We start from the raw sequence: 14,582 nt of genomic DNA, 5'->3' as shown, positions 1-14,582 counted from the left end.
GCCCGGCCGTCCCGCTACGCCCGGCTGACGTCGTACACGCCCGGCACGTCCCGCATCGCCCGCATCAGGGCCGGGAGCCCCGTCGCGTCGGGCAGTTGCAGGGTGTAGGAGTGCCGGACCCGCTGTTCGACGGGCGGTTCCACGGTCGCGGAGACCACCTCGACCCCCTCGCGGGCAATCGCCTCGGTCAGGTCGGCCAGGAGGTGTGGGCGGCCGAACGATTCGGCGAGCAGGGTCACGCGGCAGTCCGCGGTGGCCCGCCAGTGCACGGCGACCGAGGTACGGCCGACGGCGCGCATCTGGGCCACGGCCGGGCAGTGGACGCGGTGCACGGTGACGGCCCCGCCGCGTACGACGAACCCGGCGACGGCGTCCGGAGGTACGGGGGTGCAACAGCCGGCCAGGCGCACGGGCGCGTCCGGCAGGTCGGCGACGGCGTTCGCCCCGCCACCACGCGCCCCCACGACGGAGAGCGGGGCCCGGGCGGCGGTGGTGGTGGCGGCCGCGGAGTCGGGGTGGGTCTGGAGCCAGCCGCTGATGGCGATGCGGGCGGCCGGGGTCTTGGCGTGGTCGAGCCAGTCGGCGGCGGGCCCGGAGGAGGCGTCGTGCGAGAGCAGGAGTTGAACGGTGTCGCCGTCGGACAGCCGGGACGAGAGGGAGGTGAGGCGCCCGTTGACGCGGGCGCCGATACAGCCGTGCGCCGCCTCCCCGTACTGGGCGTAGGCGGCGTCGATACAGCTCGCCCCGCCCGGCAGGCCCAGCGTCCCGCCGTCGGCCCTGAAGACGGTGATCTCGCGGTCCTGGGCCAGTTCGGCGCGCAGCACCGTCCAGAAGGTGTCGGGGTCGGGTGCGGACTGCTGCCAGTCGAGCAGTCGGGACAGCCAGCCGGGTCTCGTCGGGTCGACCCGCTCCTCGTCGCCCTCGGCTGCCTCGGCCGGCGGGGTGGTGTACGGATTGCCGAGCGCGACCACTCCGGCCTCCGCGACGCGGTGCATCTGCCGGGTGCGGACGATGACCTCGGCGACGTGCCCCTCGGAGGTGGCGACGGCCGTGTGCAGCGACTGGTAGAGGTTGAACTTCGGGGAGGCGATGAAGTCCTTGAACTCCGAGACCACCGGGGTGAAACAGGTGTGGAGTTCGCCGAGGACCGCGTAGCAGTCGGCGTTCTCGCCGACGAGGATGAGGACCCGTCCGAGGTCGGAGCCGCGCAGTTCCTCGCGCTTGCGGGAGATGCGGTGCACGGAGACGAAGTGGCGGGGGCGGACCACGACCTCGGCGGCGATGCCGGCGTCGCGAAGGACGCCGCGCACGGAGTCCGCGATGCCGGGGAGCGGGTCGCGTTCTCCGGTGTGGGCCGCGATGAGCGCGCGGGTCTCCTCGTACTCCTCGGGGTGCAGGATCGCGAAGACGAGGTCTTCCAGCTCGGTCTTGAGGGCCTGCACGCCGAGTCGTTCGGCGAGGGGGATGAGGACGTCGCGGGTGACCTTGGCGATGCGCGCCTGTTTGTCGGGGCGCATCACGCCGAGGGTGCGCATGTTGTGCAGTCGGTCGGCGAGTTTGATGGACATGACGCGGACGTCGTTGCCGGTGGCGACGAGCATCTTGCGGAAGGTCTCGGGTTCGGCGGCGGCGCCGTAGTCGATCTTCTCGACCTTGGTGACGCCGTCCACGATGAAGCAGACCTCGTCGCCGAACTCCTCGCGTACCTGATCGAGGGTCACGTCCGTGTCCTCGACGGTGTCGTGGAGGAGGGACGCCGTCAACGTCGTTGTCTCCGCGCCGAGTTCCGCGAGGATCAGGGTGACGGCGAGCGGATGTGTGATGTACGGCTCACCACTTTTTCGCATTTGGCCGCGGTGAGAGGTCTCCGCGAGCAGATATGCGCGTCGCAGAATGGACAGATCGGCGTCCGGATGGTGGGCTCGATGGGCTTCCGCCACGTGTCCGATGGCGTCCGGAAGGCGGTCGCGGGACGTGGGCCCGAGCAGCGCCGCGCGCCCGAGCCGGCGCAGATCCAGCCTGCTCCGGCCCCGTCTACGCAGCTCAGGGCGCGCTTCGGGGTGTGCTTCGGGGTTCGTGGCCTCTGCACTCATGGGGACCTCCGGCGGCTTCGACCGGCGGTGGTGAGCATGGGGTGAGCCCTCAGGGCCGGTGCCTGATGTTACCGACCCCACCACGTGGCGCAGTCCACCTCTCGCTCAGCGTGAAACGGATCACCCCTTGGAGGGAACCTTCACGCGAAAGCCGTTTCGGTGAGCCAGGTCGGATCGAGCTCGCCCTCGGCCACGATGACGGCCGGTCCGGTCATGTCGATCCGCCCGTCGGTGTGCTCGGTGATGACGAGTCGTCCGCCGGGGAGGTCGACGGTGTACGTGACCGGTTCGCCGGTCACGGCCGGGTCGACGCCGTCGCGCCGGATGGCGGCCACGGCCACGGCGCAGGCGCCGGTTCCGCAGGAGCGGGTCTCGCCGGAGCCGCGCTCGTGGACGCGCATCGCGACGTGCCGCGGCCCCCGGTCGACGACGAACTCGACGTTGACTCCGGTCGGGTACGCGGACGCGGGGCTGAACGGCGGGGCGGTGTGGAGGCTCCCGGCGTCGTCGAGGCTGTCGACGAAGGCCACCGCGTGCGGGTTGCCCATGTTCACGTTCCGGGCGGGCCACGAGCGCTCGCCGACGGAGACGGTGACATCCCCGACGGGCAGTTCGGCGCGGCCCATGGAGACCGTGACGTCGCCGCTCTTGTCGAGGTGGACGCGCTTGACGCCGCCACGGGTGGCGACGGCGAGGTCGCCGGGCTCGACGTGGCCGGCGTGCAGGAGGTAGCGGGCGAAGACCCGTACGCCGTTGCCGCACATCTCGGCGATCGATCCGTCGCTGTTGCGGTAGTCCATGAACCACTCGGCCTCGTCGGCCAGGTGCGCCGTCTCGGGGTGGGCGGCGGACCGCACGACGTGCAGCACCCCGTCGGCCCCGATGCCGGCCCGCCGGTCGCACAGTGCGGCGACGGCGGTTGCGGGCAGGTCGATGGCGTTGTCCGGGTCGGGGACGATCACGAAGTCGTTCTCGGTCCCGTGGCCCTTGAGGAAGGAGAGGGTGCGGTGCGTCACCAGGTCATCGTACCTTCGGGGCCCCTTGCGCCCCCGGGCGGACGCCCGGTGTGCGCGGCGTGCGGGCACGACGGGGAGGGCGCGCGGACCGGCTCAGCGCAGGCGCGCGACCCGGTACACGGCCAGGGACACCAGGGCGAGGGCCATCACCGTGTACAGCGCGGCCATGCGCCAGTCGGGGCGGCGGCCGCTGCCGCGCGGCGGCAGTCCGGGCCAGGAGTGGCCGACGCGGCGCGCGGCCATCATGGCCCACCCGCCGGCGCAGCAACTGATGAGGAAGCCCAGCATGGCGACCACGGCTCCGCCGTCGCCGAACTCGAAGGCGAGGGGGAAGGCGAACATCAGGGAACCGGCGGCGGCGAGCATCACGATGGGCGCGATCTGCCAGATGCGCAGGCGGCGCTGCGGCCTCAGTTCGACCTCGAACTCGGGGCCCGAGGCGTCCAGGGCCGCGATGTCCGGGGCGTCGGGGCCGTCGGGGGTCAGCCGCGCCGGGTCGGCGGGCAGGCCGAGGGCGTCCGGGCCGTCCGACCCGACCGGCTCCGCGATCCCGTGGTGAAGCATCGGGTCCGCTTCCCGTCTGGTGTCGTCCCGCCCGGTGTCACGAGGGCCGGCCTCCATAGCCACGCGCCCTCCCCACTCGGACTTCGTACGCCGCTGTTCAGAAGTTTGATGATGGCACGCCACCGGCCCCGGTACGGGCGCACGGGGCGTCCCGATGCCATCACGTGATCAGGCTGTGACCGCTCGTTCGACCAACGACTGCGCGAGTCCGGCGAGTTCCCCGCGGTCCGCGAGGGCGCCGCTCAGCCAGTGCACGCGCGGGTCGCGCCGGAACCACGAGTCCTGCCGGCGGGCGAACCGCTTGGTGGCCCGGACCGTCTCGGCCCGCGCCTCGTCCTCGGTGCACGCGCCCGCGAGGGCGGACAACACCTGCTGGTATCCGAGTGCGCGGGAGGCGGTGATCCCGTCGCGCAGGCCCCGGGCCTCCAGGTCGCGGACCTCGTCCACGAGCCCGGCCTCCCACATCCGGTCGACCCGCAGCGCGATCCGCTCGTCGAGTTCCGGCCGGCCCACGTCCACGCCGATCTGGACGGTGTCGTAGACGGACTCGTGGCCGGGCAGGTTCGCGGTGTACGGGCGCCCGGTGATCTCGATGACCTCGAGGGCGCGGACGATGCGGCGGCCGTTGCTGGGGAGGATCGCCTGGGCGGCGATCGGGTCGGCGGCGGCGAGCCGGGCGTGCAGGGCGCCGGGGCCGCGCAGGGTGGCCTCCTCCTCCAGGCGGGCCCGCACCTCGGGGTCGGTGCCGGGGAACTCCATCGCGTCGAGGGCGCCGCGGACGTACAGCCCGGAGCCGCCGACGAGGACGGGCGTACGGCCCTGCGCGAGGAGTCGGTCGATCTCGGCGCGGGCGAGGCGCTGGTACTCGGCGACGCTCGCGGTCTCGGTGACGTCCCAGACGTCGAGGAGGTGGTGCGGGACCCCGCCACGCTCCTCCTGCGTCAGCTTCGCGGTGCCGATGTCCATCCCCCGGTACAGCTGCATGGAGTCGGCGTTGACGACCTCGCCGTCGAAATGGCGGGCCAGGGCGACGCCCAAGTCGGACTTTCCGGCCGCGGTGGGACCGACGACGGCGATGACCCGCGGGGCGGGGGCTGGATTCCTCACCGACACAGTCTCGCAAACCCGGCGGCCGGTACCCGATCGAGCTACGTGACGGGGCGTGGTCGGAATCGTTGCCCTGGCGAGGTTCCGGCCCGGCGTGCACCCGGCGGAGGCCGTTTCGGCCACGGCGGAACTTCATTCGCACGAGTAACGTTACGGGAGTAGACATGGGCGTTTTCAGCCGGTTTTTTGGCCGTAAGGAGCAGGGCTCGACCGATGAGGTCGCGTCCGCCGACCTGACGGCCACGTCCGAGGAAGCGACGGGCGGGGCGACTGGGGTGGAGGCTCCTGCGGCGACGGCCGCGGAGATTCCGCAGCAGAAGTCCGCGGAGGCTTCCCTGGACAGCGAGGCCGGCGAGGGCGCCCGTACGTAGCCATCGCCACTGAAGGGTGACCCATGGGCCTGCTGGACAATCTGAAGGCCAAGCTCGCTCCGGCCAAGGACAAGGTCGGCGACCTCGCGCAGCAGCACGAGGGCAGGATCTCCGATGGTCTGGAGAAGGTCGCGAAGGCCGTGGACTCCAAGACCAAGGGCAAGTACAGCGGTCAGATCACGAGCGGGACGGGCAAGGCGAAGGACGCCCTGGGCAAGATCGCGCACAAGGACGCACCCGGCGGGCCGACGCCGCCGGCTGCTTCCTGACGTGGTCGCCGGAGAGGGGCGCGGGGTTCGATGAACCCCGCGCCCCTCTCCCGTGCCCGGGCGGGAGCCCGGGCCTGCGTCAGGACCAGGCGGCGACGAAGTAGCCGACCCCGTACGGGGCGTCCTCGTACAGCAGCCGGCCGTCGAGGCCCGCTTCCTCGGCCGCGCCCGCCAGGACCTGCCAGGGAGCCCGCCCGGCGGCCTTGAGTTCGTGCGCGAGGTCCGCGTCCAGGGCGGCCAGCGCGGCGGTGTCGGCGGATCCGAGGGCGCGGGCGGCGGCGGCGTCGAAGCCGGCGGCCCGCTCGTCGAGGTAGCCGGGGGCCTTGAGCGTGCGGCAGGCGCTGCCGTCACCCATCACGAGCAGGGCGACGCGCGCGTCGCGGGCGGCGAGGTCCCGACCCGCGCGCAGGCACTGTTCGGCTTCGAGCGGTTCCCCGACCCCGAGCCCTTCCACAGGGGCGGCGCCCCAGCGGGCGCGGCGCAACAGCCAGGCGCCGACGGCCAGCGAGGTCGGCAGCAGGCGCGGCCCCTCGTCGCCGTCACCGAGTTGTACGTCGAATTCCACGCCGTGGCCGCAGAAGGTGCCCCGGGAGCCCTGGGGGTAGGGCCCGCGGTGGTCCTGGTCGGCGGCGCCGACGACGACCAGGAGGTCGGGTCGGGAGGCGGCGAGCACGGCGAGCGCGTCGGAGCAGGCGGTGCGGGCTTCGCCCAGTTCGGCGGCGGCGCCCGCGGCGACCTCCGGCACGAGGAGCGGCGGGGCGGGACAGACGGCGGCGGCTACGAGCATGATCCGCAGCCTAGCCGTCGCCGGCCGGGGCCGTGCGGGCTCCGCCGGCGGAGCCCGCGGTCCGCGGGGGTTCGGCGTCCGCGGGGGTTCGGTCCGGCCCGTCGGGGCCGGACCGCAGGGGCGACCGCGCGTCAGGCGGACGCCGGGGCCGCGCAGCCCGAGGTGGCGGCCGGGAGGGGGGCCGGGACTCCGAGGGTGGGGATGCCGAGCATGACGCCCGCCGGCTGCGCCGGGGCCGCGTTGCGCTTCTCCCAGGCGTCGCCCGCGCGGGTCCTGCGCACGGCCGACGTCGGGCCCTCGGCCAGCAGGTGGTGCGGGGCCGCGTACGTGATGTCCACGGTCACCACGTCACCCGGGCGCACGTCCTCGTCCGGCTTCGTGAAGTGGACGAGGCGGTTGTCGGGCGCACGGCCGGACAGACGGTGCGTGGCGCCGTCCTTGCGGCCCTCGCCCTCCGCGACCATCACCTCCAGGGTGCGACCCACCTGCTTCTTGTTCTCCTCCCAGGAGATCTCCTCTTGGAGGGCGACCAGGCGCATGTAGCGCTCCTGGACGACTTCCTTGGGGATCTGCCCGTCCATGTCGGCGGCCGGGGTGCCCGGCCGCTTGGAGTACTGGAAGGTGAACGCGTTCGCGAAGCGGGCCTCGCGCACGGCGTGCATCGTCTGCTGGAAGTCCTCCTCGGTCTCGCCGGGGAAGCCCACGATGATGTCGGTGGAGATCGCCGCGTGCGGGATGGCGGCCCGGACCTTCTCGATGATGCCGAGGAAGCGCTCCTGGCGGTACGAGCGGCGCATCGCCTTGAGGATGGTGTCCGATCCGGACTGCATCGGCATGTGGAGCTGCGGCATCACGTTCGGGGTCTCGGCCATGGCCGCGATCACGTCGTCGGTGAAGTCGCGCGGGTGCGGCGAGGTGAAGCGGACCCGCTCCAGGCCCTCGATCTGCCCGCAGGCGCGCAGCAGCTTGCTGAAGGCCTCGCGGTCCCCCAGGTCGGAGCCGTACGCGTTGACGTTCTGGCCGAGCAGGGTGATCTCGGAGACTCCCTCGGCGACCAGCGCCTCGACCTCGGCGAGGATGTCGCCGGGACGACGGTCCTCCTCCTTGCCGCGCAGCGCCGGGACGATGCAGAAGGTGCAGGTGTTGTTGCAGCCGACGGAGATGGACACCCAGGCGGCGTACGCGGACTCGCGGCGGGTCGGCAGCGTCGAGGGGAAGGCCTCCAACGACTCGGCGATCTCGACCTGCGCCTCCTCCTGGACGCGGGCGCGCTCCAGGAGGACGGGGAGCTTGCCGATGTTGTGGGTGCCGAAGACGACGTCGACCCAGGGGGCGCGCTTGACGATGGTGTCGCGGTCCTTCTGGGCCAGGCAGCCACCGACGGCGATCTGCATGCCGGGGCGCCTGGTCTTCATCGGGGCGAGCCGGCCGAGGTTGCCGTACAGCTTGTTGTCGGCGTTCTCACGGACGGCGCAGGTGTTGAAGACGACCACGTCGGCGTCGCCGTCGGAGCCCTCGGGCGCACGCGTGTACCCCGCGCCCTCCAGCAGACCGGACAGCCGCTCGGAGTCGTGCACGTTCATCTGGCACCCGTAGGTGCGCACCTCGTAAGTTCCCTTGACGTCCACTGCCGTGCTCCGGTCGCTGCTGCTGGTCATGCAACAAGGGTAGGCGGTACCCGGGAGCCCTCCGCGCCCCCGTGCAGTCGCCCGGCGGGCAGCCGGCGGCCGAAGAGGACGAGCAGCAGTTCCTGCGCGGTGCCGTGGACGGGGCGTCCGGTGCCGCGGGACCAGTCGAGGTCGTCGGCGACGAGTCGGATGCCGGTCAGGTCCACGCCGAAGAAACGCAGGCCGCGCGGGGTGACGGCGTCGAGGAGGAGGCGCAGCCGGTCCTCGGGGACCCGGCGGGGGTGATCGAGGGCGATCGTGATGTCGAGGCCGTGGACCACGTCGTGGGCGAGGGCCCCGGTGGGCCCTGCGGCCGGGGGCGTCCAGGGATGGTGGGCGTGGTCACGGAGCAGGGCGGCGAGTTCGGCGGGGGCGAGGGACGCGGCGTCTCGGCGCGCGGCGCGATCGGTCATCCGGTGCAGGCTGCCGCGTGCCGTGACCAGCTCGACGGCGAACCGGGGCAGCGAGTATCGGAAGCCCAGCGACATGTGGGCGGCGACCTCGCGGACCCGCCAGCCCGCGCACAGGCTGGGGGCGTCCCACTGGTCGGGGGTGAGGGAGTCGAACAGGTCGGCCAGTTCCCGGCGTTCGGCGGCGGTCGCGGCGGCGATGTCGGTCATGGGTCCAGGGTGGGTCGAACCTCTGCCATAAGTCCAAGCCCGGGTTCTTCTGCTCTCTAGAATGCGTGGTTATGGAACTGGCTCAGCTTCGGTACTTCGTGACGGTCGTCGAGGAGGGTGGCTTCACGCGGGCGGGCGTCCGGCTGCACGTGTCCCAGCCGGGGGTGAGCGCGCAGGTCCGGCAGTTGGAGCGGGAGCTGGGGGTGCGGCTGCTCGATCGTTGCGGACGGCGGGTGACGCCGACCGAGGCGGGGACGGCGTTGCTGTCGTACGCGCGGGCCGCACTGGCGGCGGTGGAGGGGATGCGGCGCACGGCCGACGAGATCTCGGGGCTGCTGCGGGGGCGGGTCGCGGTCGGGCTGATCCCGGGGGCGGCCGGGGCGGTGGTGGCCGGGCTGGACGTGGTGGGGGTGCTCGGCGACTTCCACGCGGCGCACCCCGGAGTGGAGATCGCGCTGTCGGAGGACACCTCGGAACGGATGCTGGCCGGTTTGTCGAGCGGGGAGCTGGACCTGGCGGTGATCGGGCCGGCCGGTGACCCGCCGCCCGGGATCGCGTTCCAGGTGGTGCTCGACCAGCCCCTGGTGGCGTTGGTGCGGGCCGGCGATCCGCTCGTGCGGGAGTCCGCGCACGGCCGGATCCCGCTGGCGGCGCTGCGCGCGCGGGCACTGATCAGTCTGCCGCGCGGGACGGGCCTGCGCGCGGTGTTGGAGCGGGCGTGCACGGAAGCCGGGTTCGCGCCCCGGGTGGACTTCGAGGCGGCGGCGCCACCCGTACTGGTCCGGTTGGCGGCGCGGGGGCTGGGGGCGGCGGTGGTGCCCGCCGGGGCGGAGGCGGGGGTCGCCGACGACCTGGTGGCGCTGCGGATCGTCGAACCGGCGCTGAGCGGTCGGGTGGCACTGGCCTGGCGGACGGGAGTCCCGCCGGGTCCGGCGGCCGCGCACCTCCTGGCCCGGCTGCGGGCGGGCCTGACGGGTGCGGCGGAGCCGGCGGGCCACGTGGAACCGGCGCCCGCCCGGACCCCGGAGCCGGCGGACGCGGCCGGCGCCGCGGCGGCGGGCCCCGGCCGCTGAGGTCCGTGCCGCTCCCGCCCGGGGGCGCGGTGGACCCGAAGGTAGGATCGCGAGCATGCCGCTCCTGCCACCCCGAGTGCCCCGGATCAGCCGGCGCCGCGCCCTGTGGGGCCTGGCGGCGGTAGTGACGGTGTTCGGCGTGCTGGCCTGGTGGCTGAGGCCTTTCGGGGAGCCGGAACTCAAGGGCGACCTCGCGTTCAGCACAGGCGTCCCCACCGGCGTCTATCACCGCTACGGGCAGCTCCTGAAGGAGGATCTCGCCGCGGACATCCCGGGTGTGAAGGTGCGGCTGGACCCCAGCGAGGGCTCGCAGCAGAACCTCCAGAGGGTGGCCGCCGGGCAGGCCGACTTCACGGTGGCCACGGCGGACGCGGTGTCCAAGTACCGGCTCGACGGGAAGCCGGGTGCGGACCGGCTGCGCGGGGTGGCGCGGCTGTACGACGACTACGTACAGCTGGTGGTGCCGGCCGGGTCCTCGGTGCAGTCGACGCGGGACCTGCGGGGCAAGCGGGTCGCGGTCGGCCAGAACGGCTCCGGCGTCCGACTGATCTCGGAGCGGCTGCTGTCGGCGGCCAAGCTGGACCCGCGCAAGGACATCACCCCGGTGTCCATAGGCATCGACACCATGCCGGCCGAGCTGGAGAAGGGGCGGATCGACGCCTTCTTCTGGTCGGGCGGGCTCCCGACGAGCGCGGTGCGCGAGCTGTCGGAGCGCTTCGAGATCCGCCTGGTGCCGCTGGGCGACCTGGTGGAGAAGCTCCAGGGCAGTGGCAGTCCCGCCCGCTACTACCGGGCGGCGGTGATGCCGCAGGACGCGTACGCACGGGCCCGCAACACCGCGGCGGTGGCCACGCTCGCCGTGCCGAACCTGCTCGTGACCCGCGAGGACACGAGCGCGGAGCTGACGGAACAGTTCACCCGGACCGTGATCGACAGCCGCGACCGGATCGGGCGCGCGGTGCACGCCGCGCAGTTGGTGGATCTGCGGACGGCGATCTATACGGATCCCTTGGACCTGCACGAGGGCGCCCGGCGGTACTACCGCTCGGTCAAGCCGTAGCGCCCGGCCGAGCCGGGAGCCCCGGTCTCGGGGCGGAGCTCCGGGGCCCGGGACGGATCGCGGGCCCTCAGGTCGAGGCGCCCTCGGGCAGCAGCATCGCCGCGGCGGCCGCCCCGATGAGCCCCGCGTCGGTGCCCAGGCTCGCCGGGACGACCTCGATGTCCTGGACGAACGACAGGGTGGCGTACGAGGCCAGGTGCCGCCGGATCGGTGCGAAGAGGGTCTCGCCCGAGGCGGCGACTCCGCCGCCGATGACAGCGATGCGGGTCTCGACCAGGGTGGCGGTGGCGGCGATGGCGGCGGCCAGGGCGCGGCCCGCCCGGTCGAAGGCGGCCTCGGCGACGGGGTCGCCCGCCCGGGCGGCGGCCGCGACGCCGGCGGCGGTGGCCTCCTGACCGTCGGCCGGGGTCCAGCCCTGGGCGAGGGCCCGGGCGGCGATGGCGGTGCCGGAGGCGAGGGACTCGACGCAGCCGTGCCCGCCACAGACGCAGGGATCCCCGTCGAAGGCAACGCTGATGTGCCCGATGTGGCCCGCGTTGCCGGTGGGACCGGGGTGGAGTCGGTTGTTCAGGACGAGGCCGCCTCCGACACCGGTGGAGACGACCATGCACAGCGCGTTGGCGTGCCCCTTGGCGGCGCCCAGCCAGTGCTCGGCGGCCGTCATCGCGACCCCGTCGCCCACCAGGACGGTCGGGATCCGGGCCCCGTGGGCGGCCAGTTCCGCAGCGATCCGGGCCTGTACGGGGAACTCCCGCCACGCGCCGATGTTGACCGGGCTGACCGTGCCCCGGGAGGTGTCCACCGGGCCCGCGCTGCCGACGCCGCAGCGGACCACCGAGGGCCACAGCGGGCTGCGTGCCAGGTCCGCGACGACCTCGGCGACGGCGGCCATCACCGCGTCGGCGCTCACCGCGCGCGGGGTGGGGCGGCGGGTGGTGGCCGTCATCGTTCCGTCCGGGTGCACCAGAGCGCCGGCGATCTTCGTCCCGCCGATGTCGATCGCCACGGTCGGGCCGGTGCCCGGGGCGGCGGCTCGAGGGGTGGAGAGGGCTGGGGTGGAACTGGTCACGGTGGCGCTCCAGGGAGGGGTCGGGACTCAGTATGCGGCCGGGGGTGGCGCCGTACTCTCGCGGGGCTCAAGTCGCGGCAGCTCGCTCTGCCGGGTGCGGGGCACACCGCCCGCGAGCACGGCCAGCAGCTCCTCGGCGGCGAGCCGCCCGAACGCGGCCGTGTCACGGACCAGGGCGGTGAGCCGGGGGTGGGTGACCCGGCAGAGCGCGGAGTCGTCCCAGGCGACGATCGAGAGCCGGCCGGGGACCGCGATGCCCAGCTCGGCGGCGACGGCGAGACCGGCCAGCGCCATCACGTCGTTGTCGTAGACCAGGGCGGTGGGTGGCTCCGGCTCGGCGAGGACCCTGCGGGTCGCGGCGGCGCCCTCGGCGTCGGAGTAGTCCGTCACCACCGAGCGCACCCGGTCCGGGCCGAGCCCGCGCCCCTCGGACCAGGTGCGCAGCGAGGCCGTCCGCCGGGCGGTGTGGGCGAGGCCGGGGAGGCCGGCGAGGTGGGTGATCCGGCGGTGGCCGAGTCCGTGGAGGTGCTCCAGCACCTGGATCATCGCGGCGGCGTCGTCGGCCCGGATGGTGGACGGCCGGCGCGCGGACGGGACGGCCGGCGGGACGGCCCGAGCCGCGGCCGGATCCGAGGGATCCGAGCCAGCGGAGTCCGACCCGGGGACGTCCGGCCCTCCCACCATCACGGCCGGCAACCCCAACCCGGCGAGGAGTTCCGGCCGCGGGTCGTCGATCCGGGGGTCGACGACGATGACCCCGTCCACCCGTCGTTCGGCCCACCACCGGCGGTACACGGCGCACTCGGCGTCCACGTCCTCCACGACCTGGAAGAGAAGCGCGATCCGCCCCGCCGACAGCACCTCCTGCACGCCGGAGACGAGTCGGAGGAAGAACGACTCCACCCCGAGGGTGTGCGCGGGTCGGGCGAGGACCAGCCCGACGGCGCCGGAGCGCTCCCCGGACAGCGCGCGGGCGGCGCTGTTGGGCTGCCAACCCAGCTCCTCGGCGATCCGACGGACACGGGCACGGGTGTCCTCGGACACCCCTGGGCGGTCGTTGAGCGCGAAGGAGACGGCGCTCTCCGACACCCCCGACCGGCGGGCGATGTCCTTGATGGTGGGTCTGCGCACCACGCCTGACTCCTCCTTCACCGCCGCGACTCCGATGGCCGGACCGTACGCGATCCGGCCCCCGGATGGCGGCCACCACCGCCGGCCGGCGGCGAGCCGAACAGCCTTGCCCGGGGCTTGCGTTCACTCCGATCGGCGCCCTACCGGATCGCGCGCACGCCCGTCAACGCCCCCGTTGTCGACGTTGGCCATTTCTCCGCCCTTTCCCCCGGACCGCGACGTTCGGTTCGCGGCTAAACCGCATTAGCGCGGGAGTCTTGATCGTCAACTCTCCCACCGTGGCCTGGACTGAAGCGCATAAGTTGCCAACTCCCCTGAAGGAGAGGGCTTTTCGGCCTCGGGTGGTTGAGATTGCCCGTACCGGACCTGTTGACTTTCCCTCGCAACGGGCGGCACGTTGTGGGGCGTCCGGTGAATTCACCTGAACTCCGGGATCATTCATGCACGAAGGCACCGCCCCATCTCACCTCCCCCGCCGGCTCCGGTTCGGCGCCAACTACACGCCGACGCGGGGGTGGTTCCACCACTGGCTCGACTTCGATCTCGACGAGGTCCGGGCCGACCTGGACTCGATCGCCGCGCTCGGACTGGACCACGTACGGGTCTTCCCGCTGTGGCCGTTGTTCCAGCCGAACCGCACGCTGATCCGCCCGCGCGCCGTCGAACAGCTCGTCGCGCTCACCGACGCCGCCGCCGAACGCGGGCTCGACGTGAACGTCGACGGCTTGCAGGGCCACCTGTCGAGTTTCGACTTCCTGCCCGCCTGGACCGGGACCTGGCACCGGCGCAACATCTTCACCGACACCTGTGTGGTGGAGGCGCAGGAGGAGTACCTGCGCACGCTGGCCGCCGCCCTCGCCGACCGACCGAACTTCCTCGGCATGACCGTGGGCAACGAGATCAACCAGTTCTCCGACGCACCGCACCCCGACCCCGACCGGATCACCCGGGCGCAGGCGCAGCGGTGGCTGGAGCGGATGCTGACCGCGTGCGAGAAGGGGGCTCCGGGGCGGTTCCACCTGCACGCCGAGTACGACGCGGCCTGGTACCGGGACGGGCACCCCTTCACGGCGGCGCAGGCGGCCCGGCTGGGCGCGGCCACGGCCGTGCACTCGTGGGTGTTCAACGGCACCGCCCAGCGCCACGGGCGCACCGGGACGGCCACCGAGCATCACGGCGCCTACCTGGTCGAACTGTCCAAGGCCTGGGCCGCGGACCCGCACCGCCCGGTGTGGCTCCAGGAGGTCGGGGCGCCCGCGCCGCTGGTCCAGCCGGAGCACGCGGCGGAGTTCACCGAGGCGACCGTGGCCAACGTGCTGGACTGCCCGGACGTGTGGGGCGTGACCTGGTGGTGTTCGCACGACGTGTCCCGGGACCTCGCGGACTTCCCGGAGCTGGAGTACGGCCTCGGATTGCTCACCAACGACCGTCGGGTCAAGCCCCAGGGGGCGGCCATCGCCCGGATCGCCGAGTGGTGGCGGGGTCGGGAGCACCGCCCGCCCGTCCGGTCCACCGCGCTCGTCGTGGACGTCGGCGGGGCGCTCACCGCGCCCGAGCGGTCGGTGTGCGCCCCGGGCGGGACCTTCTTCGAGGCCTGGGCCGCGCTCACGGCCCAGGGGGTGCGCCCCGCGGTGGTCCTGGCGGAACACGCGCAGGACCGGGCTCACTTGTCCGCGCGCGGCATCACCGAGGTGCTGCGCGTGACCGAGGTGACCGACGTGACGGAGGTGACCGAGGACTGACCGAGCGCCCCTT

The 14,582-nt window shown here is 73.4% G+C and carries 14 protein-coding genes; 5 read left to right on the top strand and 9 right to left on the bottom strand.

The window, feature by feature from the left end; all coding sequences use genetic code 11:
• Positions 1 to 14 precede the first annotated feature (14 nt).
• The 4 genes from ACQEVM_RS09125 to miaA all read right to left on the bottom strand — a co-directional run bounded on the left by ACQEVM_RS09125 (position 15) and on the right by miaA (position 4,780).
• Positions 15 to 2,093 (bottom strand): RelA/SpoT family protein, encoded by a 2,079-nt coding sequence (locus tag ACQEVM_RS09125; protein ID WP_433076730.1) that lies wholly within the window; start codon positions 2,091 to 2,093, stop codon positions 15 to 17.
• A gap of 140 nt (positions 2,094 to 2,233) precedes the next feature.
• Positions 2,234 to 3,109 carry a diaminopimelate epimerase gene (dapF, locus tag ACQEVM_RS09120; RefSeq protein ID WP_433076728.1) on the bottom strand — a complete coding sequence of 292 codons (876 nt, stop codon included), beginning with the start codon at positions 3,107 to 3,109 and terminating at the stop codon, positions 2,234 to 2,236.
• Between the two features lie 93 nt (positions 3,110 to 3,202).
• On the bottom strand, positions 3,203 to 3,736 hold the full coding sequence (locus tag ACQEVM_RS09115) for a hypothetical protein (protein WP_433076726.1): 534 nt from the start codon (positions 3,734 to 3,736) through the stop codon (positions 3,203 to 3,205).
• Positions 3,737 to 3,841: 105 nt separating this feature from the next.
• Positions 3,842 to 4,780, bottom strand: a complete 939-nt coding sequence (gene miaA, locus ACQEVM_RS09110) for a tRNA (adenosine(37)-N6)-dimethylallyltransferase MiaA (protein WP_266950300.1) — start codon at positions 4,778 to 4,780, stop codon at positions 3,842 to 3,844.
• A gap of 164 nt (positions 4,781 to 4,944) precedes the next feature.
• Between miaA and ACQEVM_RS09105 the strand changes: the two genes are divergently transcribed.
• Positions 4,945 to 5,151: a hypothetical protein gene (locus ACQEVM_RS09105; RefSeq protein ID WP_433076724.1), complete on the top strand. Its 207-nt coding sequence runs from the start codon at positions 4,945 to 4,947 to the stop codon at positions 5,149 to 5,151.
• A gap of 23 nt (positions 5,152 to 5,174) precedes the next feature.
• Positions 5,175 to 5,420, top strand: a complete 246-nt coding sequence (locus tag ACQEVM_RS09100) for an antitoxin (protein ID WP_433076722.1) — start codon at positions 5,175 to 5,177, stop codon at positions 5,418 to 5,420.
• A 79-nt stretch (positions 5,421 to 5,499) separates the two neighbouring features.
• Here ACQEVM_RS09100 and ACQEVM_RS09095 read toward each other — a convergent pair whose 3' ends face one another.
• From ACQEVM_RS09095 to ACQEVM_RS09085, 3 genes are all read right to left on the bottom strand, one after another.
• Positions 5,500 to 6,207, bottom strand: a complete 708-nt coding sequence (locus ACQEVM_RS09095) for a hypothetical protein (protein WP_433076720.1) — start codon at positions 6,205 to 6,207, stop codon at positions 5,500 to 5,502.
• 131 nt (positions 6,208 to 6,338) lie between these two features.
• Positions 6,339 to 7,865, bottom strand: a complete 1,527-nt coding sequence (gene miaB / locus ACQEVM_RS09090) for a tRNA (N6-isopentenyl adenosine(37)-C2)-methylthiotransferase MiaB (protein WP_433076718.1) — start codon at positions 7,863 to 7,865, stop codon at positions 6,339 to 6,341.
• Entirely contained in the window at positions 7,862 to 8,494 is a 633-nt protein-coding gene (locus tag ACQEVM_RS09085; protein ID WP_433076716.1) for a maleylpyruvate isomerase family mycothiol-dependent enzyme, read from the bottom strand. Before ACQEVM_RS09085 ends, miaB begins: the two co-directional genes overlap by 4 nt.
• Before the next feature lie 71 nt (positions 8,495 to 8,565).
• On the opposite strand from ACQEVM_RS09085, the gene ACQEVM_RS09080 reads away from it, so the two are divergent.
• Both ACQEVM_RS09080 and ACQEVM_RS09075 read left to right on the top strand, forming a co-directional pair.
• Entirely contained in the window at positions 8,566 to 9,567 is a 1,002-nt protein-coding gene (locus ACQEVM_RS09080) for a LysR family transcriptional regulator (RefSeq protein WP_433076714.1), read from the top strand.
• 55 nt (positions 9,568 to 9,622) lie between these two features.
• Positions 9,623 to 10,627, top strand: coding sequence for a TAXI family TRAP transporter solute-binding subunit (locus ACQEVM_RS09075; protein ID WP_433076712.1), 1,005 nt, complete (start codon positions 9,623 to 9,625; stop codon positions 10,625 to 10,627).
• A gap of 67 nt (positions 10,628 to 10,694) precedes the next feature.
• On the opposite strand, the gene ACQEVM_RS09070 is transcribed toward ACQEVM_RS09075, so the two are convergent.
• Positions 10,695 to 11,696: an ROK family protein gene (locus ACQEVM_RS09070; protein WP_433076710.1), complete on the bottom strand. Its 1,002-nt coding sequence runs from the start codon at positions 11,694 to 11,696 to the stop codon at positions 10,695 to 10,697.
• Between the two features lie 27 nt (positions 11,697 to 11,723).
• The gene (locus ACQEVM_RS09065; RefSeq protein WP_433076708.1) at positions 11,724 to 12,830 is read right to left on the bottom strand and encodes a LacI family DNA-binding transcriptional regulator; all 1,107 of its coding nucleotides are present in this window, start codon (positions 12,828 to 12,830) and stop codon (positions 11,724 to 11,726) included.
• A 437-nt stretch (positions 12,831 to 13,267) separates the two neighbouring features.
• Between ACQEVM_RS09065 and ACQEVM_RS09060 the strand changes: the two genes are divergently transcribed.
• Positions 13,268 to 14,569: a glycoside hydrolase 5 family protein gene (locus ACQEVM_RS09060; RefSeq protein ID WP_433076706.1), complete on the top strand. Its 1,302-nt coding sequence runs from the start codon at positions 13,268 to 13,270 to the stop codon at positions 14,567 to 14,569.
• Positions 14,570 to 14,582 lie beyond the last annotated feature (13 nt).

It is taken from the genome of Streptomyces sp. CA-243310, from assembly GCF_050936775.1.
Lineage (GTDB): Bacteria > Actinomycetota > Actinomycetes > Streptomycetales > Streptomycetaceae > Streptomyces.
Note: the sequence above shows the minus strand (reverse complement) of the source record. Positions and strands in the feature narration are given on the sequence as shown.